We start from the raw sequence: 21,801 nt of genomic DNA on the forward strand, positions 1-21,801 counted from the left end.
ACAGTGAACAACAACAAAGAAGCCGAACGGGCGGAACTGCACAAGACCATCTGGCGCATCGCCAACGACCTGCGCGGCAGCGTGGACGGCTGGGACTTCAAAAGCTATGTGCTCGGCATGCTGTTCTACCGCTTCATTTCGGAAAACCTCACCGCCTACCTGAACGCGCAGGAACGTAGTGCGGGCGATGCGGGCTTCGACTATGCCGCGCTGCCTGACGCCGACGCCGAACAGGGCCGCGCCGAAACGGTGAAGGAGAAAGGCTTCTACGTCCTGCCCTCGCACCTGTTCGCCAACGTGCGTAGGCAGGCGCGGGGCGACGCCAACCTCAACGAAACCCTGTCCCGTGTGTTCAAGGACATCGAAGGCTCGGCCATCGGCGCGGACAGCGAGGACGACTTCAAGGGCCTGTTCGACGATCTCGATGTCAACAGCAGCAAGCTCGGCCCCACCGTTGCCAAGCGCAACGAGAAGCTGGTCAAGCTGCTCGATGCCATCGGCGACCTGCCGCTGGGCAGCTTCACTGATAACACCATCGATCTGTTCGGCGACGCCTACGAATACCTGATGCAGATGTACGCCAGCACGGCAGGCAAGTCCGGCGGCGAGTTCTACACTCCGCAGGAAGTCTCCGAACTGCTGGCGCGCATCGCCGTCAGCGGCAAGACCGAGGTGAACAAGGTGTACGACCCAGCCTGCGGGTCAGGTTCGCTACTGTTGAAATTTGCGAAGGTGCTGGGGCAGGACAAGGTGCGGCAGGGCTTCTTCGGCCAGGAAATCAACCTGACCACCTACAACCTATGCCGGATCAACATGTTCCTGCACGACGTGAACTACGAGAAGTTCGACATCGCGCACGGCGACACGCTCACCGACCCGGCGCACTGGGACGACGAACCCTTCGAAGCCATCGTTTCCAATCCGCCGTATTCCATCAAGTGGGCGGGCGACAGTAATCCCCTGCTCATCAACGACCCGCGCTTCGCGCCTGCGGGCGTGCTTGCACCGAAAGGCTACGCCGACCTCGCCTTCACGATGCACATCCTCAGTTGGCTTGCTGTCAACGGCACGGCGGCCATCGTCGAGTATCCCGGGGTGCTGTATCGCGGCGGTGCGGAGCAGAAGATTCGTCAGTACCTGATCGACAACAACTACCTCGACACCGTCATCCAGCTGCCGCCAGACCTGTTCTTCGGCACGACGACAGAGACCTGCATCATCGTGCTGAAGAAGTCCAAGCACGACAACAGGACGTTGTTCATCGATGCCGGCAGCGAATTCGTGCGCAACGGCAACAAGAACAAACTCACGGACAGCAATCAGCAGAGGATTCTCAAGGCCTTTGTCAATCGCAAGGATGTCGAGCACTTCGCCAAGCTGGTAGAAAACGGCGATATTGCCGGGAACAGCTACAAGATCACGGTTTCGTCCTACGTCGATCAGCCGGACACCACCGAGGCGGTGGACATCAAGGCGCTCAACGTCCAGATCGCCCGCATCGTGGCGCGGCAGGCGGAACTGCGAACGCAGATCGACGCCATCGTCGCCGATCTTGAAGGAGAGCAGGTATGAGCCGCGTTGATCGCCTGATCGCCGAGCTCTGCCAGGACGGCATCGAATTCAAGGCGCTCGGAGACATCGCTGAGCTGGTTCGTGGCAACGGGATGCCCAAATCAGACTTCACGGAGGCCGGCGTCGGTTGCATCCACTACGGACAGATTTACACGCACTACGGCGTCTGGGCGACCGAAACCATTTCCTTCGTTGCGCCGGAAACCGCCGCGCCACTCGCCAAGGTTGCTACCGGCGATCTGATCATCACCAATACCAGCGAAAACGTCGAGGACGTGTGCAAAGCGGTCGCGTGGCTCGGTGAATCGCAGATCGTCACCGGCGGCCACGCCACGGTGATCAAGCACGGGCAAGACCCGAAGTACCTTTCGTACTACTTCCGGACGCCTGATTTTCTCGCCCAGAAAAAGAGGCAGGCCACGGGCACAAAGGTCATCGACGTGTCGGCCAAGAGCCTTGCGAAGATTCGTGTTCCCGTTCCGCCGCTGGCAGTCCAGCGCGAAATCGTGAAAGTGCTTGACACTTTCACCAAGCTGGAGGCGGAGCTGGAGGCGGAGCTGGAGGCGGAGCTGGAGGCGGAGCTGGAGGCGGAGCTGGAGGCGCATCGGCGGCAGTACAAGTACTACCGCGACGCGCTTTTGACGTTCGGCGAACGCACGAACGCTGACGCAAGCAAGCAAGCAAGCAAGCAAGCAAGCAAGCAAGCAAGCAAGCAAGCAAGCAAGGTGGACGACGTTGAGTGAAATTAGTTCAAATATTTCGTCAGGCGGCACACCGCTGTCCACTCGTGCCGACTACTACGGTGGTGATATTCCATGGCTTCGCACTCAGGAAGTCGATTACTCGGACATCCATTCAACCAGCGTGACAATCACCGACGCAGGGCTGAAAAACTCGGCCGCGAAGTGGGTTCCTGCGAATAGCGTCATCGTTGCGATCTCCGGTGCGGGCGTCACGCGGGGCCGCGTTGCAGTAAACAAGGTTCCACTGACGACGAACCAACACTGCTGCAACATGGAAATTGACCCCGCGCAGGCGCACTACAGGTTCGTCTATCACTGGCTCGTCAATCAGTACGACGACCTGCGGTCTCACGGCCACGGGAACCGCTCCGACCTGAACATCGGAATCATCAAGGCATATCCGATTCCTGTCCCTCCGCTTGATGAACAGGAACGCATCGCCGCCATCCTCGACAAGTTCGACGCGCTGGTGAACGACCTCTCCTCCGGCCTGCCCGCCGAAATCAAGGCTCGCCGCCAGCAGTACGAACATTACCGCGACCGCCTGCTCACCTTCCGGGAGGCGGCGTGAGCGAAGACCTCAAGCCCTCCCGCTACGAACCGATTGCGCTTTCCAACGAGAGCACCGTCGTCGCGGAATTCGTGCGCCCAGATGAAGTACGCGAAGAACGCTACCAGTCCGAAGCGGAGCTTGAACGCGACTTCATCGCGCGGTTGCAGGTGCAGGCTTACGAATACCTTCGCATCGGTAGCGAGGCCGACCTGATCGCCAACCTGCGCCGCCAGTTGGAGGCGCTGAACAGGATCACCTTCAGCGATAAGGAATGGCAGCAGGTCTTCGGCGAGAAGATCGCCGGAGCCAACGACGGCATCATCGAGAAAACCGCGCGTATCCAGGAAGACCATGTGCAGGTGCTCAAGCGCGACGACGGCAGCACCAAGAACATTTACCTGATCGACAAGCAGAGCATCCACAACAACCGCTTGCAGGTCATCAACCAGTACGAGGTCGAGGGCAAGCGCGCCAACCGTTACGACGTGACCGTGCTGGTCAACGGTCTGCCGATGGTGCACATCGAGTTGAAGCGCCGGGGCGTGGATATCCGCGAGGCGTTCAACCAGATCGACCGCTATCAGCGCGACAGCTTCTGGGCCGGCTCCGGCCTGTTCGAGTATGTGCAGTTGTTCGTCATCAGCAACGGCACGCTGACCAAGTACTACAGCAACACCGTGCGCGATGGCCACCTGGCCGAACAGCGCGGGCGGCGCGACCGCAAGAAGACCTCCAACAGCTTTTCCTTCACTTCGTGGTGGGCCGATGCGAAGAACCAGCCCATCACCGAACTGGCCGACTTCACCAAGACCTTCTTCGCCAAGCACGCACTGCTGAACGTGCTCACGCGCTACTGCGTGTTCGACGTGGATCGGAAACTGCTGGTGATGCGTCCCTACCAGATCGTCGCGGCGGAGCGCATCCTGCAACGCATCGCCACGGCCACCAATCACCGGCAACTGGGCACGGTGGCGGCGGGTGGCTACATCTGGCACACCACGGGCAGTGGCAAGACGCTGACCAGCTTCAAGGCAGCGCAACTGGCTCGCGGGCTGCCGGAGATCGACAAGGTGCTGTTCGTGGTGGACCGCAAGGATCTGGACTACCAGACCATGCGCGAATACGAACGCTTCGAGAAGGGTGCGGCCAATTCCAATACCTCGACGGCGGTGCTGCAAAAGCAACTGGAGGATGCGAACGCGCGCATCATCATCACCACGATCCAGAAGCTCAGCCGCTTCGTCATCAAGAACAAGAAGCATCCGGTCTACGACGCGGATGTAGTGGTGATCTTCGACGAATGCCACCGCAGCCAGTTCGGCGATATGCACGAGGAAATCACCCGGTCGTTCAAGCGCTATCACCTATTCGGATTCACCGGCACGCCGATCTTCGCCGACAACGCCGGCACGGGCGGCAACCCGAAGCTGCGCACCACGGAGCAGGCGTTCGGCGACAAGCTGCACACCTACACCATCGTCGACGCGATCAACGACAAGAACGTGTTGCCGTTCCGCATCGACTACATCAACACCATCAAGACCGCGCCGAACGTGCGCGACAAGCAGGTGTCGGCCATCGACACGGAACGGGCGCTGCTCGCGCCGGAGCGCATCACGCAGATCGCAGCCTACATCCGCGAGCACTTCGACCAGAAAACCAAGCGCAGCGCCAGCTACCGGCATGGCGGCAAGCGGCTCAACGGCTTCAATTCGCTATTCGCCACGGCGTCTATTGACGCCGCCAAACGCTACTACACGGAGTTCGCCAGCCAGCAGAAGGACATCCCACCGGCGCAACGGCTGAAGATCGGGCTGATCTACAGCTTTGCCGCCAACGAAGACGTCGATGGCCTGCTGGAAGAAGAGGAGTTTGAGACCGAAGGACTGGATCAAGGCTCGCGCGACTTCCTCGACGCGGCCATCAAGGACTACAACGACCTATTCGCCACCAACTTCGACACCTCCGCCGACAAGTTCCAGAACTACTACAAAGATTTGTCGCAGCGGCTCAAGAACCGCGAGCTTGACCTGGTGATCGTGATCAACATGTTCCTGACCGGCTTCGACGCCACCACGCTGAACACGCTATGGGTGGACAAGAACCTACGTGCGCACGGGCTGATCCAGGCGTATTCGCGCACCAACCGCATCCTCAATTCGGTCAAGACCTACGGCAACATCGTTTCCTTCCGTAATCTGGAGGATGCGACCAACGATGCGCTGGCGCTGTTCGGTAACAAGGACGCCAAGGGTATCGTGCTGCTCAAGCCCTACGGTGACTACTACGCCGAGTACCAGAAGAAGGTTGCCGAGCTGGTGGCGCTGTTCCCGCTGGGCAAGGCGATCACCGGCGAGGCGGCGCAGAAAGCGTTCATCAAACTGTTCGGCTCCATTCTTCGGCTGCGGAACATCCTCACGTCCTTCGACGACTTCGCGGGCAACGAAATTCTTAGCGACCGCGATTTTCAGGATTACCAGAGCCTGTATCTCAACCTCTATGCCGAGTTCCGCAGCGCGTCCGAGGCCGAGAAGGAAACGATCAACGATGACGTGGTGTTCGAGATCGAACTCATCAAGCAGGTCGAGATCAACGTCGATTACATCTTGATGCTGGTCGAGCGGTACCTCAAGGCCAAAGGCACCGGCAAGGACAAGGAAATCCACGCGACCATCGAGCGCGCGATCAATTCCAGCCCGTCCCTGCGCAACAAGAAAGACCTCATCGAGGCGTTCGTGGATTCCGTTTCGCCCAAAGCCAAGGTCGATGCGGAATGGCAAGCCTTCATCGTTCGGAAGAAGGCCGAGGAGCTTGACCGGATCATCGCCGATGAGGGCTTGAACGCGGATGAGACAAAGGCGTTCGTGGACAACGCCTTCCGCGACGGCGCGATTCCGGCCACGGGCACGGCCATCACGAAGATTTTGCCGCCAGTCTCGCGGTTCTCGAAGAACAACAACCATTCGGCGAAGAAGCAGACAGTGCTGGACAAGCTCGCGGCGTTCTTCGAGCGGTACTTTGGGTTGGCTTGATCCGGAGACCGATCACTCATGTCCAGCACGCCATCTCAGACCCTAGCCCTATTCGAGGACGACTACCTGCTGCGTGAGCTTGGTCAAGTAGCCCATGTTCCGCAGGTGGCGTTGACCGAACTGGTGGCGAACGCTTGGGATGCGGGTGCGTCGAAGGTGGAATTGATCTTGCCCGCTGAAGTCGGCGGAACCTTGACCGTCACAGATGACGGGCATGGCATGACGCCAGCCCAGTTCAAGAAGCGGTGGATGACACTGCGCTATGACCGCGAAAGGCATCAGGGCACGAACGTTGAATTCCCGGCAGGCCGCACCGCACGCCCACGCCGGGCCTACGGGCGCAATGGCGTCGGCCGGCACGGCCTGCTGTGCTTTGCCGATGAATACGAGGTGCAGACGTGGCGCGACGGTGTGCTAGCGACGTTCACGGTTGGCACGGAGTCCGGCCCCAGCCCCTTCGTTCTGCGTAGCGAAACCTCCGGCAAGAAAACCGGCAGTGGCACGCGACTGTCGGTGCAGGTTGCACGCAAGTTGCCGGACGCCGATGAAATCCTGACGGTGCTGGCGGCGCGCTTCGTCCACGATCCAGAGTTCGAGATTCGGGTCAATGGTGTGCAGCGCACCTTTTCGGAGATCGAGGGCAAGGTCAACGAGCAGACGCTTGATCTTGGAAATGGCCACAGCGCCACGGTCATCGTGATCGACTCGACCCGGCTGAACCATTCCTCCGTGCATCAGGGCATTGCCTATTGGGTACAGAAACGGCTGGTCGGCACGCCATCGTGGTCGGTGGGGCAAATTGATGGCCGCACTCGCTTTGCCCGTCGCTACAACGTGATCGTTGACACACAAGGCTATGAAGCCGACGTGGAAGAGGACTGGACGTCATTCCGATCAACAGATGCTGTGCGCACGTTGTACCGCACCGTCGCCGAACACGTCAGCAAGGTGGCGCAAGAACTCGCCGCCGAGATCGTCGAGGCGACATCCGAAGACGCCCTGACCCAGAACCGCAGCGAACTAGCCACGCTTGGACAAGGTGCTCGCATCGAGGTGGCCGAGTTCACCAAAGTCGTGGCGCAGGCGCATCCAACGGTGTCGCCAGAGTTCCTTGCTACCGCCGTCAAAGCCGTTATCCATCTTGAGAAATCGAAAAGCGGCGCTGCATTGCTGCAAAAGCTATCGACGCTGCCCGCCGATGACATCGATGGTCTGGACAGGCTGCTGGCGGAATGGTCGATCAAGGATGCGCTGCGCGTTCTCGATGAAATCGACAGCCGCATCGGCGTAATCGAAACCATCCAGCGGCTGGCCAATGACTCCACCACCGACGAATTGCACACCCTGCATCCCTTGATTCTGCGCTCGCGCTGGGTATTCGGGCCGGAGTTCGAATCGCAGGAGTTCTGCTCCAACGCCACGTTGAAAACCGTGGCCAGCGAATTGTTCAAGAACACCGAAGCCCAGTTCATCAACGACCGCAATCGCCCGGACATTGTGGTGCTGCCGGAGAACACCACATGGCAGATGACGGGCATTGAATCCTTCGATCCCGCCGATACCACGCTCACGCAGATGCAACAGGTTCTGGTGATCGAACTGAAAAAAGGCGGCTTTGAGCTGACCCGGAAGGAAGTGAATCAGGCGAATGGTTACGTGCAGGACATTGCCTTGTCGGGGGCTATGTCAGGATCACCTTTCGTCTATGCGTGGGTTGTCGGCCAGAAAGTGGCGGCAGGCGTTGGACGCGAGCAGGAAGTGGGCGACGGGAATAGGAAATTCGGACGCGTTCGCGCAACCACGTTCGGCACCCTCGTCGATACCGCCAATGCGCGCTTGTTGAAGCTGCGCAACGTGCTGGCCACCCGGTACGAAGGGATTGCAACCGATCAGTTACTCAATCGCGTGCTGTCGCAACCCGTGCAGACGGGCATCATATTTGCCGGCAAGGAGGAGGGAGCATGAGCAGCAAGCTCCCCATCAACCTGAGCGATCTGCTGCGCCAGCGCACGGTCGAGGGTGAGCGCATCGAATACAAGGCCGGGTGGAACCCGGACGCGATCATCCGCACGCTGTGCGCGTTCGCCAACGACTTCGAGAACCTGGGCGGTGGCTACGTGGTGATCGGGCAGGACTGCGATGCCGACGGCAGGCCCATCTTTCCGCCGGTAGGTCTGCCCGACAACCAGCTCGACAAGATCCAGCGCGAACTGCTGGCGCACTGCCAGTTGATACAGCCGCCGTATTTTCCGGTGTTGAGCCTGGAAGTGGTCGAGGGCCGCAACCTGATCGTGCTGCAAGCGCCGGGTGGACAAACGCGACCCTACAAAGCGCCGGAAGCGGTCACGACGAAGCACAAGGTCTGGAAGTACTTCATTCGCCGGTACAGCAGCACGGTCGAGGCCAAAGGCGACACCGAGAAGGAACTGCTGAGCCTGGCTGCCAAAGTGCCGTTCGACGACCGCTACAACCAGTTCGCGCGCGTCGATGATCTTGCCAAGCCTTTGATGCAGGGTTTCCTGGAGGAAGTGGGCAGCGCGCTGGCGGCGGATGCGCCGGGGCTTTCCGTCGAGGCGCTGGGGCGGCAGATGAACGTTGCGGGCGGCCCTGCCGAATCGCCGTGGCCCAAGAACGTGGGCCTGCTGTTCTTCAACGAAACACCGGAGCGGTTCTTCCCCGGCGTGCAGATCGACGTGGTCTGGTTTCCCGAAGGCGCGGGCGGCGACCGTTTCGACGAGAAGATTTTCAAGGGGCCGTTGGCACGGATGACGCGCGAGGCGCTGGGCTACATCCAGCGCAACTACCTGCACGAAACGGTCATCAAGCATCCCGACCGGGCCGAAGCCACGCGGGTCTGGAACTTCCCTTACGCCGCCATCGAAGAGGCCGTGGTCAACGCCGTGTATCACCGTTCCTACGAGGAACGCGAACCCATCGAGGTGCGCATCAGCCATGACGAACTGACCGTTCTCAGCTTCCCCGGCCCGGATCGATCGATCCGGATGGAAGACCTGAAGGCGGGCCGCGCCGTCAGCCGCCGCTACCGCAACCGGCGCATCGGCGAGTTCCTGAAGGAACTGGAGATGACCGAGGGCCGATCCACAGGTATCCCGAAAATCCTGAAGGAGATGGCAGCCAACGGCTCGCCCGCGCCGCTGTTCGAGACGGACGACGACCGGCTTTCGTTCGTGATCCGGCTGCCGTGCCATCCGCTGTCCCTCGTCCCCACGGCTGGTGCAGGGGAAGTCACAGGGGAAGTCACAGGGGAAGTCACAGGGGAAGTCGAGCGCCTGCTGCGTGCCGTGGGCGGCGAGATGTCCCGGCAGCAAATTCAGTCCGCGCTCGGCCTCAAAGGCGAGGAGCACTTCCGGAAAGCCTATCTGAAACCGGCCTTGGCCACGCAGATGATCGAAATGACCCTGCCCGACAAACCCAACAGCCGCCTGCAACGCTACCGCCTGACGGCCATCGGGCGACAGTGGCTGGAGGCGCATCCCGGCGGGGATTCGGCCTGAGCCACCCGCACTCCCTCGGCAGCCCGCTCCATTGCCATTTGATACAATGCGCGTCTATTTGGTGGCGGCGATGTCCGCCACCACCATTCAAAAAACCAACCGCTCCCGGTTGGTTTTTTTTTTGCTGGCAAACAACGTAGGTTTTTGATGTCCGGAGGCTTCGCTGCCATGACCCCGAGCCAGATCGACCGCTTTTTCGCCACCTTGCAGGCCGCCAACCCGCTGCCCGCCAGCGAGCTCGAATACACCAGCGTGTTCGAGCTGCTGGTGGCCGTGCTGCTGTCGGCGCAGGCCACGGACGTGGGGGTGAACAAGGCCACGCGGCGGTTGTTTCCGGTGGCCAACACGCCGCAGCGGATCATCGACCTGGGCCTGGAAGGGCTGGAGGGCCACATCAAGACCATCGGCCTGTACCGCAGCAAGGCGCGGCACCTGATGCAGACCTGCACCATCCTGCTGCGCGAGCATGGCGGCGAGGTGCCGCGCACGCGCGAGGCGCTGGAGGCCTTGCCCGGCGTGGGCCGCAAGACCGCCAACGTGGTGCTGAACGTGGCCTTCGGCGAGCCCACCATGGCGGTGGACACGCACATCTTTCGCGTGGCCAACCGCACCGGACTGGCGCCGGGCAAGACGCCGCTGGCGGTGGAGCAGGCGCTGCTGCGGCGCGTGCCGGCCCAGTACCTCACGCACGCGCACCACTGGCTGATCCTGCACGGCCGCTACGTGTGCGTGGCGCGCACGCCGCGCTGCTGGCAGTGCGCGGTGGCCGACTGCTGCGACTTCAAGCCCAAGACGCCGGCGCCTTGAGGCTTGGCGGGGCGCCGCCCGCACACCCCTACCCCACGCCAGCCCGGTCAGGATAGCAGCGTCGTGCCAACCCACGGCCGGCACAGGTGTCGCCACTCAGCTGGCGGCCGCGGCCTCGCCCCACGGCGCCTGCCAGCCGCCGCCCAGGGCCTGGATCAGCCCCACCGCCGCCTGCTGGCGCTGCAGCTGCAGCTGCAGCTCGCTGCGGCGCGCGCCCAGGGCGTTGGCCTGCGCGGTGACCACGTCGGTGTAGGCCGACAGCCCCGCCTGGTAGCTGTTCAGGATGCGCTGCTCGGCGCCGCGCGCGGCCAGCGCGGCCGCATGCGCATGCTCGATCTGCTTGGCCAGCGCGGCCATGGCGGTCAGCTGGTTTTCGACCTGGCCCAGGGCCGTCAGCACGCTTTGCCGGTAGCTGGCCGTGGCCGCCCGATGCGCGGCGCGCGCCTGCTCCACCGCGGCGTCGCGCGCGCCGGCGTCGAACAAGGTCTGCGCCAGCGCCGCGCCCAGCGACCAGGCCAGCGTGGGCGCCGAGGCCAGCGTGGCCAGGCTGCCGGCCTTGCCGCCCAGGCCCGCCGAGAGGTTGAGGCTGGGAAAGTAGGCCGCGCGCGCGGCGCCGATGCTGGCGTTGGCGGCGGCCACCGCGCGCTCGCTGGACGCCACGTCGGGGCGGCGCAGCAGTAGCTCCGAAGGCATGTCCAGCGGCAAGGCCGGCACAGTGGCCTGCCAGGGCGCGGGCGCCAGCGTGAACTGCGCCGGCGGCTGGCCGATCAGCAGGGCGATGGCCTGCTCGGTGGTGTCGCGGCTGGCCTGCAGCGCGGCGCGGCTGCCCAGCGTGTTCTCCAGCGTGCTTTGCGCCTGCAGCAGGTCGGTGTGCGCCGCCACGCCGGCCTGGTAGCGGTTTTGCGTGATGCCGACGGCACGCCGGTAGCCGGTGATGATCTCGTCCAGCAGCTGCAGCTCGACGTCGGCCTCGCGCACACGAAAGTAGGCGCTGGCCAGGCTGCCCTGCGCGGCCAGGCGCGCGGCCGCCAGGTCGGCCTGGCTGGCCTGCACGCGCGCGCCCTGCGCCTGCACGCCCGCCGCCAGCCGGCCCCACAGGTCGGGCGCCCAGCTGGCCGTCAGCCCCAGCGTCGCCGAGCCGCCCGCCGGATCGCCGCTGCGCTGCGCCCCCAGCTGCGCGCCCAGCGTGGGGGCCCATTGCGCTTCGGCCTGGCGCAGCAGCGCCTGCGCCTGCGCCACGTTGGCCATGGCCTGCGCCAGGTTCTGGTTGCCCACTTCGACACGCTGCATCAGCGCATCGAGCGGCGCGTCGGCAAACAAGGCCCACCACCGCCCCGCCTGCCAGGCCGCGGGTGCGTCGGCGGTGCTGATCCAGCCGGGCGGCGGCGCGCTCTTCCAGCCCGTGGGCAGCGGGGTGCCGGGCGCCGGCTCGGGCGCCGGGGCGGCGCAGGCGGCCAGCAGCACGCTCAGCGTGAGTGCAAGCGCGAGCGGCGCGCGTCCAAAACGAGGTGGCTGGGTGCGGGCGAAAGGCATGGCGGATGGGAGCGAATCGGCAGTTGTCATTATGGTGGCGGCGGATCGGACGGCCTGCGCGCGCGCCGCCCGCCCTGCGCCAGGTGCAGGCCGATCAGCCGCGCCACCAGGGTGGCTGGAAACAGCTGCCCGATGACCGCCTCGAAATTGGCCAGGCCGCGCGCCAGCGGATGCAGCGGCGTCAGGTCGCCCCAGCCGGTGGAGGTGATGGTGCTGAGGCTGAAATAGGTCAGCTCGGCCGCGCGCTTGTCGGGCATGCCCACCGCCGACAGCGCCGACAGCCCGCTGATCGCGCCGGGCTGCAGCAGCACCATCAGCTCGTAGACGTTGGCGAACAGCGCCGCCAGGTTCAGGTAGATCAGGATGGCGCCCAGCACCCGGTCGGCGCCCACCCGGCCGGGCCCGAAGACGTAGCGCGCCACCAGCACCGTCACCGTGGCGTTGAACAGCGCGACCGTCCAGGTCAGCCATTCGTGCTGGTGCACCAGGGCGTGATGGCCATGGGCGTGGCGCGCCAGCGCCGGAATGCCGACGATGGCGACCAGGCCCGCCACCAGCAGCGCGCGCACCCAGCGGTTGCGCGTGAACACGCGGACGCACACGCCGGCGAAGGCCAGGCGACACACGTCGGCCAGCACCAGGCCCGAGACCCGGAACGATGACAGCGGCACGGCCACGAACAGCGTGAACGTCTGCGCCAGCAACAGCAGCAGCAGGCTGCGCCAGGTGACGGCACGCCAGGGCCGTGCCGGGCGCGGGCCGGGCGCGGCCACCAAGGAAGTACGGAACGACATGACGGGAGGACGGTCTGGCTCGCCGCGGCGCAGCGCGCCGATGGAGCAGGCCCAAGCATGGACACACGGATTCAACGATCCCCGTCGGGCGCGCAAAGTTTCGTAAAGCGCGTCGGCGCTGCGCGCGACGGCCCCGTTGGGTCAGCATGGGCCCGCCTTCGCGGACCCGATTGCGTCAGGAGCGCTTCATGCCCGCTTTCCATTCGTCCTTGTCCCGTTCCACCCTGCGCTGGGGAGCGGCCCTGCTGGCCGCCGGCGCCCTGCTCGGCGGCTGCGCCGTGGTGCCGGCGCCGGTGGCGGTGGCCGACGGCGACGTCTACGCCACGGTGGCGCCGCCGCCCCCGCCATACGAGGTGGTGCCGGCTGTCCCCTACGTCGGCGCGGTGTGGATCGGCGGCTACTGGAATTGGTACGGCGGGCGCCACGTGTGGGTGCCCGGCCGCTACGTGCGACCGCGGCCCGGCTACCACTGGGAACCGCATCATTGGGAGCATGGCCCGCGCGGCGGCTGGGCGTTGCGCGGCGGCCACTGGGTGCGGTAATCAGCCCATCGCCGCGTGCGCCAGCCCAGCCTCGCCGGCGCGGCGGCGGCGCAGCTTGTCCAGCAGCACGTAGACCACCGGCGTGGTCAGCAGCGTGAGCAGCTGGCTGGCGATCAGGCCGCCGACGATGGTCACGCCCAGCGGCTGGCGCAGCTCGGCGCCCTGGCCAAAGCCGATGGCCAGCGGCAGCGCGCCCAGGCCGGCGGCCAGCGTGGTCATCAGGATGGGGCGAAAGCGCAGCAGGCAGGCCTCGCGCACGGCCTGCACCGCCGTCAGACCGCGCGCGCGCTCGGCCTCGAGCGCGAAATCGATGATCAGGATGGCGTTCTTCTTGACGATGCCGATCAGCAGGAACACCCCGATCAGCGCCATCAGCGAAAACTCCATCTTGAGCAAAAGCAGCGCCAGCACCGCGCCAAAGCCCGCACTGGGCAGCGTGGTGAGCACGGTGACGGGGTGGATCAGGCTCTCGTACAGCATGCCCAGCACGATGTAGATGACCACGATGGCCGCCAGGATCAGCAGGCCCTGCTGCGACTGGGTTTGCTGCGCCGCGGCGGCCGCGCCCGAAAAATCACCGCGCACGTTGTTGGGCATGCCGATGGCGCCCACCGCGTCCAGCACGGCCTGGCGCCCCTGCTCGATCGACACGCCGTCGCCCAGGTTGAACGACAGCGTGGCCGACAACTCGCCGCCGTCGTGATAGACCGCCGTGGGCACGGCGCGCTCGCTGACCGTGGCAAAGGCCGACAGCGGCACCATGGCGCTGGGGCTGATGGAGATGGGCTGGCCGGTGGAGCCGCTGCGCAGGGCCGGGTTGGCCGAGCTGCCCCCGGTGCTGGCCGCGGCCTTGCGGTTGGCCGCCGGCACCTGCACGTCGGCCAGCGCCAGCGGCGAGCGCGCGTGGCGCGGCGCCCACTCCATCACCACGGTGTACTGGTTCAGGTCGGTGTAGACGTTGGCGACCTGGCGCTGGCCGAAGGCGTTGTACAGCGCCGCGTCGATGGTGGCCAGCGACACGCCCAGGCTGGCGGCCTTGCTGCGGTCGACCTGGACGAAGCTCTCCACCCCGTTGTCGCTCTGGTCGTCGTCGATGTCGGTCACGCGCTCGTCCTGCCGCAGTTGCGCCGCCAGCTTGAGCGTCCAGGTCTTCAGGTCGGCCGCGTTGTCGCCCTTGAGCGTGTACTGGTAGGCGCTGTTGCTGCTGCGCCCGCCGATGCGCAGCTCCTGCACCGGGCTGAGGAACACGCGCAGCCCGGTGATGCGCCCCAGCTGCGGGCGCAGGCGGTTGATGACGGCACGGGTCTTCTCGCCTGCCGGCCGATCCTTGGCGGGCTTGAGCGCCGCCGACAGAAAGCCCCCGCCCGAGGTGCGCCCGCCGGCAAACGCCACCACCGTGCCCACCGACGGGTCGGCGCGGATGATGTCCACCGCCTGCTGCAGCTTGTCAGCCATCGCCGTGGATGAAATGCTCTGGTCGGCGCGCAGGCCGCCGATCAGCAGGCCGTTGTCCTGGTCCGGGAAAAAGCCCTTGGTGATGGCCGAAAACAGATAGCCGTTCAGGCCGATCACCACCAGCAGCACCCCAATCACCAGCCAGGGCGAGGCCAGGGCCCAGTCCAGCGAATGGGTGTAGGCGCGCACCATCTGCCGCTCGCCCCCGCGCAGCCAGCCGCCCATGCGCGCACGCAGGCGGCCGGCCAGGCTGCGCCGCGGCGCCGTGGCGGGCATGCCGGATTCGAGCCCGCCCTTGGGCAGCAGCAGCGCGCACAGCATGGGCGTGGTGGTGAGCGAAATCACCAGCGAAATCATCACCGCGGCCGAGAGCGTGACCGCAAACTCGCGAAACAACCGCCCCGGCTGGCCGCCCATGAACAAAAGCGGGATGAACACCGCGATCAGCGACACGCTGATGGTCAGCACCGTGAAGCCCACCTCCTTGGCGCCCTCCAGCGCGGCACGCCTGCGCGGGCGGCCCATCTCGAGGTGGCGCGAGATGTTCTCGAGTACCACGATGGCGTCGTCCACCACGAAGCCGGTGGCCACGGTGAGCGCCATCAAAGTCAGGTTGTTGAGCGAAAAGCCCAACGCGAACATCACGCCGAAGGTGCCCAGCAGCGACACCACCGTGGCCACCGCCGGGATCAGCGCCGCGCGCAGGTTGCGCAAGAACAGGCCCACCACGGCCACCACCAGCAGCACAGCGATCACCAGCGTGATCTCGACCTCGCGCACCGAGGAGCGCACCGAGCCGGTGCGGTCGATGGCGACCTGAAGCTCGATGTCGGGCGGCAGTTGCTCGCGCAGTTGCGGCAGCAAATCGTTGATGGCGTCGGCGGTTTCGATCAGGTTGGCGTCGGGCTGCTGCGTGATGTTGACCACGATGGCCGGCTGGCCGTTGAACATGCCGCGCGTGCGCGTGTCCTGCACGCCGTCGGTCACGCGCGCCACCTGCGACAGGCGCACCTCGGCGCCGTTGCGCATGCCGATGATCAGGTCGCGGTAGTCGGCGGCGCGCAGGCGCGGCGCGGGCGTCAGCACCTGCAGGGCGCGGCCATCGGCGGCGTCGCCCAGCTCCACCACGCCCTTGGGCCGCAGCGCGCTGCTGGCCTGCAGCGCGGCGCGCACGTCGTCGCCGCTGATGCCCAGGTTGGACAGCGCAAACGGGTCCAGCTCCACCCGCACGGCAGGCTGCGAGCCGCCGCCCAGCGTGACGTCGCCCACGCCCGGCACCTGCAGCAGGCGCTGGTTGAGGATGTTGTTGACGGCGTCGTAGATCTGCCCCGGGGTGCGGGTCTTGGACGTGAGCGCCAGGATCAGGAAGGGCTGCGCCGCCGGGTTGGCCTTGCGGTAGGTGGGGTTGGTGCGCAGGTTGGCCGGCATGTCGATGCGGGCGGCGTTGATGGCGGCCTGCACGTCGCGCGCGGCGCTGTCGATGTTGCGGCCCAGGTCGAACTGCAGCACCACGCGCGAGGAGCCGGTGCTGGAGCTGCTGGTCATCTCGTTGACGCCGGCGATGGTGCCCAGCGTGCGCTCCAGCGGCGTGGCCACGGTGCGCGCCATGTCGGCCGAGCTGGCGCCGGCCATGTTGGCACTGACGAAGATGACCGGAAAGTCCACCGCCGGCAGACGCGCCACCGGCAGCGCGAAAAACGCCGCGATGCCGGCCAGCGCCAGGCCGAGCGTGAGCAGCACGGTGGCGATAGGGCGCTGGATGAAGGGGCGCGAGAGGTTCACTTCACACCCTCGTCGCTTTGGGTTTTACTCCCTCGCCCCTCTGGGGAGAGGGCTGGGGTGAGGGGCTGGGCGTTGGACGGGTTGTTGGCGATTGCTTCGTCGTTGACGCTACAAGCTTCCGCTGGCCGGGATGTGCGCCCGGCAGCGCACCTTCTTTTCTTTGCGTCGCCAAAGAAAAGAAGGCAAAAGAAAGGCGACCCCACTGGCCGTGTCCCTCCGCTTCGCTGCGGGCAGCCTGCGATGCTCGGTCATGGGGCGGTGCTGCGGAACTCGCTGCGCGCTGGCGCGCTTCGCTCAGACAACCGCAGCAAGTCAGAGCACGAAGCATGGGCATGCTGCGCTGCCCATGCCCGCCCCACGCCCTGCGCTTCTCGGCACGGCCAGAGGGGTGGATAAATCCAATCCGGGCCATCGCTGCGCTCGGCCTGGAATGGGGCCGAGCACAGCGATGGCCCGTATGGTTTTCAACCCCCTGTGGCTGCGCCTGTGGCGCAGCGTTTGCGGGGTGGCGCGTGCACCGCAGGATGCACGCGTTCGTGCTCTGACTCGCGGGGGTTGTTTGAGCGAAGCGCCTTGGCGCGCAGCGAGTTCCACCGCGCACCCCGCAAACGCTGTGACGCAGGTCTGCCCCGAAGCGCAGCGCAGGGGTCGCAGACTTGGGGTCGCCTTTTCTTTGCCTACTTTCTTTTGGCGACGCAAAAGAAAGTAGGTGCGCCGCCGGGCGCACATCCCGGCCAGCCGATGCATCCAGAGTCAGCAGCGAAGCAAACAACAGCGACCCATCCAACGCCGCAAGCCCCTCACCCCAACCCTCTCCCCAAAGGGGCGAGGGAGCAAAGCCAGGCCCGATCATGGCGATGGCTCCTCGCGCCCCACCGGAGCAAGACCGGATTCATCGTCTTCAATCGCCCTGCCCCACCCCAGCCGCTGCCCCAGCCGGTCGAACCACAGGTAGATCACCGGCGTGGTGAACAGCGTCAGCAGCTGCGACAGCACCAAGCCACCAAAAATCGCAATGCCCAAAGGCCGCCGCAGCTCGGCCCCGTCGCCCCAGCTCAGCATCAGGGGCACGGCGGCGGCCAGCGCGGCCAAGGTCGTCATCAGGATGGGGCGAAAGCGCAGCAGCGCCGCCTGATGGATGGCCTCCACCGCCGACTTGCCCTGGCCGCGCTCGGCTTCGATGGCGAAGTCGATCATCATGATGGCGTTCTTCTTGACGATGCCGATCAAGAGCACCAGGCCGATGATGCCCACCACGTCCAGCGCATGGCCGGTCAGCAGCAGCGCCAGCAGCGCACCCACCCCCGCCGAGGGCAGGGTGGACAGGATGGTGAGCGGGTGCACGTAGCTCTCGTACAGCACGCCCAGCACGATGTACACGCACACCACCGCCGCCAGGATCAGCCACAGCTGGTTGTCCAGCGAGCTTTGATACGCTCCCGAGGCGCCGGTGAAGCGCAGCGTGATCGCGCCCGGCAAGCCCTCGGCCTGCGCTGCGTCGCGCACCGCCTGCACGGCCGCGCCCAGGCTGACGCCGGGCGCCGTGTCGAAGCCGACGGTGGCGGCCGGGTACTGGCCCACGCGCTGCACCGCCAGCGGCGCGGGCTCCTCGACGATCTGCGCGATGGCGCCCAGCGGCGTGGTGCCGCCGCCTGTCGTCTTGACCGGCATGTCGCGCAGCGATTGCAGGCTGGTGGCGTCGCCGCGCGCGGCTTCCAGGATCACGCGGTACTGGTTGGTCTCGGTGAAGATGGTGGAGACGATGCGCTGGCCAAAGGCGTTGTACAGCGCGCTGTCCAGGGCGCTGGTGGTGACGCCCAGGCGGGCGGCGGCGTCGCGGTCGACCTTGACCATGGCGGCTGGGCCGGTGGCCCCCGATTCGGTGGTGGCGTGACGCAGCTGGGGCACGCCTTGCAGGCGCTGGGCCAGGCGCTGCGCCCATTGGTTGACCAGGGCCGTGTCCACGCCTTCTAGGTCGAACCGGTATTGCGTGGGGCCAGTGTCGGAGTCGATGGTCAAGTCCTGCGTGGGCTGCAGGAACAACGTGGCGCCCGCCACCTGCTCGGCCACTTTTTGCCGCAGGCGCTGCATGATGGCGGCCTCGGAGTCGCCAAACAGCACGTGCGGCTTAAGGTTGATGACCATGCGGCCCGAGGACAGCCGGCTGTTGTTGGCCGCATCCACCCCCACCACCGAGCTGAGCGAGAGCACGGCCGGGTCCTGCAGCACCAGGCGCGCGGCGTCGCCCTGCAGCGCCGACATGCGCTCGAAGGACACGTCGGACGCGGCCTGCACCTGGCCCTGCAACTGGCCCGTGCTCTGCACCGGGAACAAATCCTTGGGGATGACCACGTACAGCAGCACCGTCACGGCCAGCGTCAGCACCGCCACGAGCAGCGTGAAGGGCTGGTGCGCCAGCACCCATTGCAGGCCGCCGTCGTAGCGGGCGATGACCCGGTCCATGCGCGCCTGGATCCAGGCGCCGATGCGGTTGTGGGCCTCGCCCAGCGGCTCCAGCATGCGCGCCGACATCATGGGCACCAGGGTGAGCGACACCAGCGCCGAGAACAGAATGGTGATGGCCAGCGTGACGGCGAATTCGCGGAACAGCCGCCCGATCACCTCCTGCATGAACAAGAGCGGAATCAGCACCGCGATCAGCGACACCGTGAGCGAGATGATGGTGAAGCCGATCTCGCCCGCGCCCGCCAGCGCCGCCTGCAGCGGGGTCTTGCCCAGCTCGCGGTGGCGCGAGATGTTCTCGATCATCACGATGGCGTCATCCACCACGAAGCCGGTGGCAATGGTCAGCGCCATCAGGCTCAGGTTGTTGAGCGAGTAGCCCAGCAGATACATGGCCGCCGTGGTGCCCAGCAGCGAAATCGGCACGGCGATGGAGGCAATCAGCGTGGCGCGCAGGCTGTGCAAGAAGGCGAAGATCACCAGCACCACCATCACCACGGCCAGCACCAGCTCCATCTCCACGTGCTCGACCGAGGAGCGGATGCCCAGCGTGCGGTCGGTCAGCACCGTCAGCTGCACGCTTTGCGGCAGGCCGCGGCCCAGCGCGGGCAGCTGGCGCTTGATGGCGTCCACCGTGGCGATGACGTTGGCGCCGGGCTGGCGCTGCACGTTCAGGATGATGGCCGGTGCCAGCCCGCTGGCGGCGCCCTTCACGCCCGTCCACGCGCCCAGGCGGTCGTTCTCCGAACCGTTGATGACGCGCGCCACGTCTTTCAACCGCACCGGCGCGCCGCCCACGTAGGCCACGATCAGCTCGCGGTAGTCATCGGCCGTCATCAACTGGTCGTTGGCGTTGATGCTGTACTGGCGCTGCGGCCCATCGAAGTTGCCCTTGGCGGTGCTGGAATTACCAGCACTGATGGCGCTGCTGAGCGCGTCCAGCCCCAGACCCATGGCCGCCAGCGCCTCCAGATTGCCCTGCACGCGCACGGCGGGGCGCTGCCCGCCGGCCAGGGTGACCAGGCCCACACCGTCGATCTGGCTGATCTTGAGCGCCAGCCGCGTGTTGACCATGTTCTGCACCTCGGTCAGCGGCAGGCTGTCGGAGGTAACGGCCAACTGCATGATGGGCGCATCCGCCGGGTTGACCTTGGCGTACACCGGCGGCGCGGGCAGGTCGGCCGGCAGCAGCGATCCGGCCGCGTTCATGGCCGCCTGCACCTGCTGCTCGGCGGCGTCCATCTTCAGGCTGAGCGCGAACTGCAGCGTGATCATCGACACGCCCGCGCTGCTGACGCTGCTCATGCGCGCCAGGCCGGGCATCTGGCCGAACTGGCGCTCCAGCGGCGCGGTCACGGTGCGGCTCATCACGTCGGGGCTGCCGCCGGGGTACAGCGTCTGCACCTGGATGGTGGGGTAGTCCACCTGCGGCAGCGCCGCCAGCGGCAAAAAACGCAGGCCCACCAGGCCGGCCAGCACAATGGCCAGCATGAACAGCGCCGTGGCCACGGGCCGCTGAATGAACAGGCGCGAGACGTTCATGGGCGCACCCTCGCCGCGCCCTTACTGCCCGGCCTGCCGGCGCGCGCGCAGCTGCTCCAGATAGGCGCGCCGCTCCTCGGGCGGCATGGCCATCACCTTCTGGCGCAGCTCGGGCGGCAGGCGGTCGAGCCAGGCCGGGCGGCTGGCGGCGCTGGCCGCGGGCGCCGCCACCGACGATGCCGACGCCGCCGCGCTGGCCCCGCCGCGCTTGCCGCCGCCCGCCGGCGCATCGGCGGGCAGTTGCACCTTGCCACCGTCCTTGACCCGGTCGCCGCCCTCTGTCACCACGCGCTCGCCGGCCTGCAGGCCCTGCGCGATCAACACCTGATCGACTGCGGCCATGCCGCGCGTCACGGGCCGCATGTGGGCGATGCGCTCGTCGTCCACCACGTACACGTAGTCGCCCTGCGGGCCGGTGCGCACGGCGGTGACCGGCACCAGCACGCCCGCCGCCGTGCCCAGCTGCAGCCGCGCATTGACGAACTGGTTGGGAAACAGGGCGCCGTCGGCATTGGCAAAACGCGCCTTGGCGCGCACCGTGCCGGTGGTGGTGTTGACCTGGTTGTCCAGCGTCAGAAACTGCCCCTCGGCCAGGACCGTGGTGCGGCCGCGGTCCAGCGCCACCACGGGCAACCTGCCCTTGCGCTGCGCCGCCAGCACGGCGGGCACGCGGTCCTGCGGCACGGTAAAGACCACGTCAATAGGCGTGATCTGCGTGATGTTGGCAATGCCGGTGGCGCTGCTGCTGCTGACCAGGTTGCCCGGATCGACCGCGCGCAGCCCGATGCGCCCGCTGATGGGCGCGCGGATGCTGGCAAAGTCCACGTTCAGCGCGGCGGCGCGCTCGCTGGCGCGGTCGGCCTCCACCACGCCCTCCAGCTGCTTGACCAGCGCGGCCTGCGTGTCCACGTCCTGGCGGGCGATGGAGTCCTGCGCCAGCAGCGTCTGGTAGCGCCCCAGCGTCACCTTGGCCGCGGCCAGCTGCGCCTCGTCCCGGGCGCGGGTGCCGCGGGTCTGCAGCAGGGTCTGCTCATAGGGGCGCACGTCGATGCGCGCCAGCACCTGGCCCTTGCTCACCATCTGCCCTTCGGTGAACAGCACCTCGGTCAGCACGCCCGACACCTGCGGCACCAGGGTGGCCGTGATGGGCGGCGTGACCGTGCCCAGCGCATCGATCAGCACCGGCAGATCGCCCTGCACCGCGCGCGTGGCGCCCACCGTCACCCCGCCGCCTCCGCCACCGCCGCCCGGCCCCGGACCAAAGCCGCCGGGCGCGCCGCCGGCCGCCGGCGCGCGGGCCCGCTGCACCAGGGCCACCGCGCCGGCCACCATGACCGCGATCAGCAGCAGCGTCAGCACCACCCCCAGCCAGCGGCGGCGGCGCGCGGGCGGTGGTGGCGAAGGGGCAAGGCTGGGGTCGGGCGTCATGCGGGGCAATCCATCGTTCGAGGGCACGGCACTGCGCGGG

General features: G+C 66.3%; 11 protein-coding genes and 1 pseudogene. 7 read left to right on the forward strand and 5 right to left on the reverse strand.

What is annotated here, in order from left to right; genetic code table 11:
• The first annotated feature begins 3 nt into the window (after window positions 1-3).
• From H6927_14980 to nth, 6 genes and pseudogenes are all read left to right on the forward strand, one after another.
• Window positions 4-1,572 carry a type I restriction-modification system subunit M gene (locus tag H6927_14980; GenBank protein ID MCP5219396.1) on the forward strand — a complete coding sequence of 523 codons (1,569 nt, stop codon included), beginning with the start codon at window positions 4-6 and terminating at the stop codon, window positions 1,570-1,572.
• Window positions 1,569-2,886 (forward strand): annotated as a pseudogene (locus H6927_14985) (restriction endonuclease subunit S). The gene H6927_14980 and the pseudogene H6927_14985 overlap by 4 nt, the downstream one beginning before the upstream one ends.
• Window positions 2,883-5,900, forward strand: coding sequence for a type I restriction endonuclease subunit R (locus tag H6927_14990; GenBank protein MCP5219397.1), 3,018 nt, complete (start codon window positions 2,883-2,885; stop codon window positions 5,898-5,900). Before H6927_14985 ends, H6927_14990 begins: the two are co-directional and overlap by 4 nt.
• An 18-nt stretch (window positions 5,901-5,918) precedes the next feature.
• Window positions 5,919-7,865, forward strand: a complete 1,947-nt coding sequence (locus tag H6927_14995; GenBank protein ID MCP5219398.1) for an ATP-binding protein — start codon at window positions 5,919-5,921, stop codon at window positions 7,863-7,865.
• Window positions 7,862-9,415 carry a putative DNA binding domain-containing protein gene (locus H6927_15000; GenBank protein ID MCP5219399.1) on the forward strand — a complete coding sequence of 518 codons (1,554 nt, stop codon included), beginning with the start codon at window positions 7,862-7,864 and terminating at the stop codon, window positions 9,413-9,415. Before H6927_14995 ends, H6927_15000 begins: the two co-directional genes overlap by 4 nt.
• A gap of 168 nt (window positions 9,416-9,583) precedes the next feature.
• The gene (gene nth, locus H6927_15005; GenBank protein ID MCP5219400.1) at window positions 9,584-10,222 is read left to right on the forward strand and encodes an endonuclease III; all 639 of its coding nucleotides are present in this window, start codon (window positions 9,584-9,586) and stop codon (window positions 10,220-10,222) included.
• 96 nt (window positions 10,223-10,318) lie between these two features.
• Here nth and H6927_15010 read toward each other — a convergent pair whose 3' ends face one another.
• Both H6927_15010 and H6927_15015 read right to left on the reverse strand, forming a co-directional pair.
• Window positions 10,319-11,785 (reverse strand): efflux transporter outer membrane subunit, encoded by a 1,467-nt coding sequence (locus H6927_15010; GenBank protein MCP5219401.1) that lies wholly within the window; start codon window positions 11,783-11,785, stop codon window positions 10,319-10,321.
• Entirely contained in the window at window positions 11,785-12,549 is a 765-nt protein-coding gene (locus tag H6927_15015) for a two pore domain potassium channel family protein (protein ID MCP5219402.1), read from the reverse strand. The genes H6927_15010 and H6927_15015 overlap by 1 nt, the downstream gene beginning before the upstream one ends.
• 188 nt (window positions 12,550-12,737) lie before the next feature.
• Between H6927_15015 and H6927_15020 the strand changes: the two genes are divergently transcribed.
• Window positions 12,738-13,091, forward strand: a complete 354-nt coding sequence (locus H6927_15020; GenBank protein MCP5219403.1) for a YXWGXW repeat-containing protein — start codon at window positions 12,738-12,740, stop codon at window positions 13,089-13,091.
• Here the strand turns inward: H6927_15020 and H6927_15025 are convergent, their stop codons facing one another.
• From H6927_15025 to H6927_15035, 3 genes are all read right to left on the reverse strand, one after another.
• Entirely contained in the window at window positions 13,092-16,328 is a 3,237-nt protein-coding gene (locus H6927_15025; GenBank protein MCP5219404.1) for an efflux RND transporter permease subunit, read from the reverse strand. It abuts the gene before it with no gap.
• An 849-nt stretch (window positions 16,329-17,177) separates the two neighbouring features.
• Window positions 17,178-20,333: an efflux RND transporter permease subunit gene (locus tag H6927_15030; GenBank protein MCP5219405.1), complete on the reverse strand. Its 3,156-nt coding sequence runs from the start codon at window positions 20,331-20,333 to the stop codon at window positions 17,178-17,180.
• Between the two features lie 21 nt (window positions 20,334-20,354).
• The gene (locus H6927_15035; GenBank protein MCP5219406.1) at window positions 20,355-21,761 is read right to left on the reverse strand and encodes an efflux RND transporter periplasmic adaptor subunit; all 1,407 of its coding nucleotides are present in this window, start codon (window positions 21,759-21,761) and stop codon (window positions 20,355-20,357) included.
• Between the last annotated feature and the right edge of the window lie 40 nt (window positions 21,762-21,801).

This window comes from Burkholderiaceae bacterium (assembly GCA_024235995.1).
Classification (GTDB): Bacteria; Pseudomonadota; Gammaproteobacteria; order Burkholderiales; family Burkholderiaceae_C; genus Ottowia.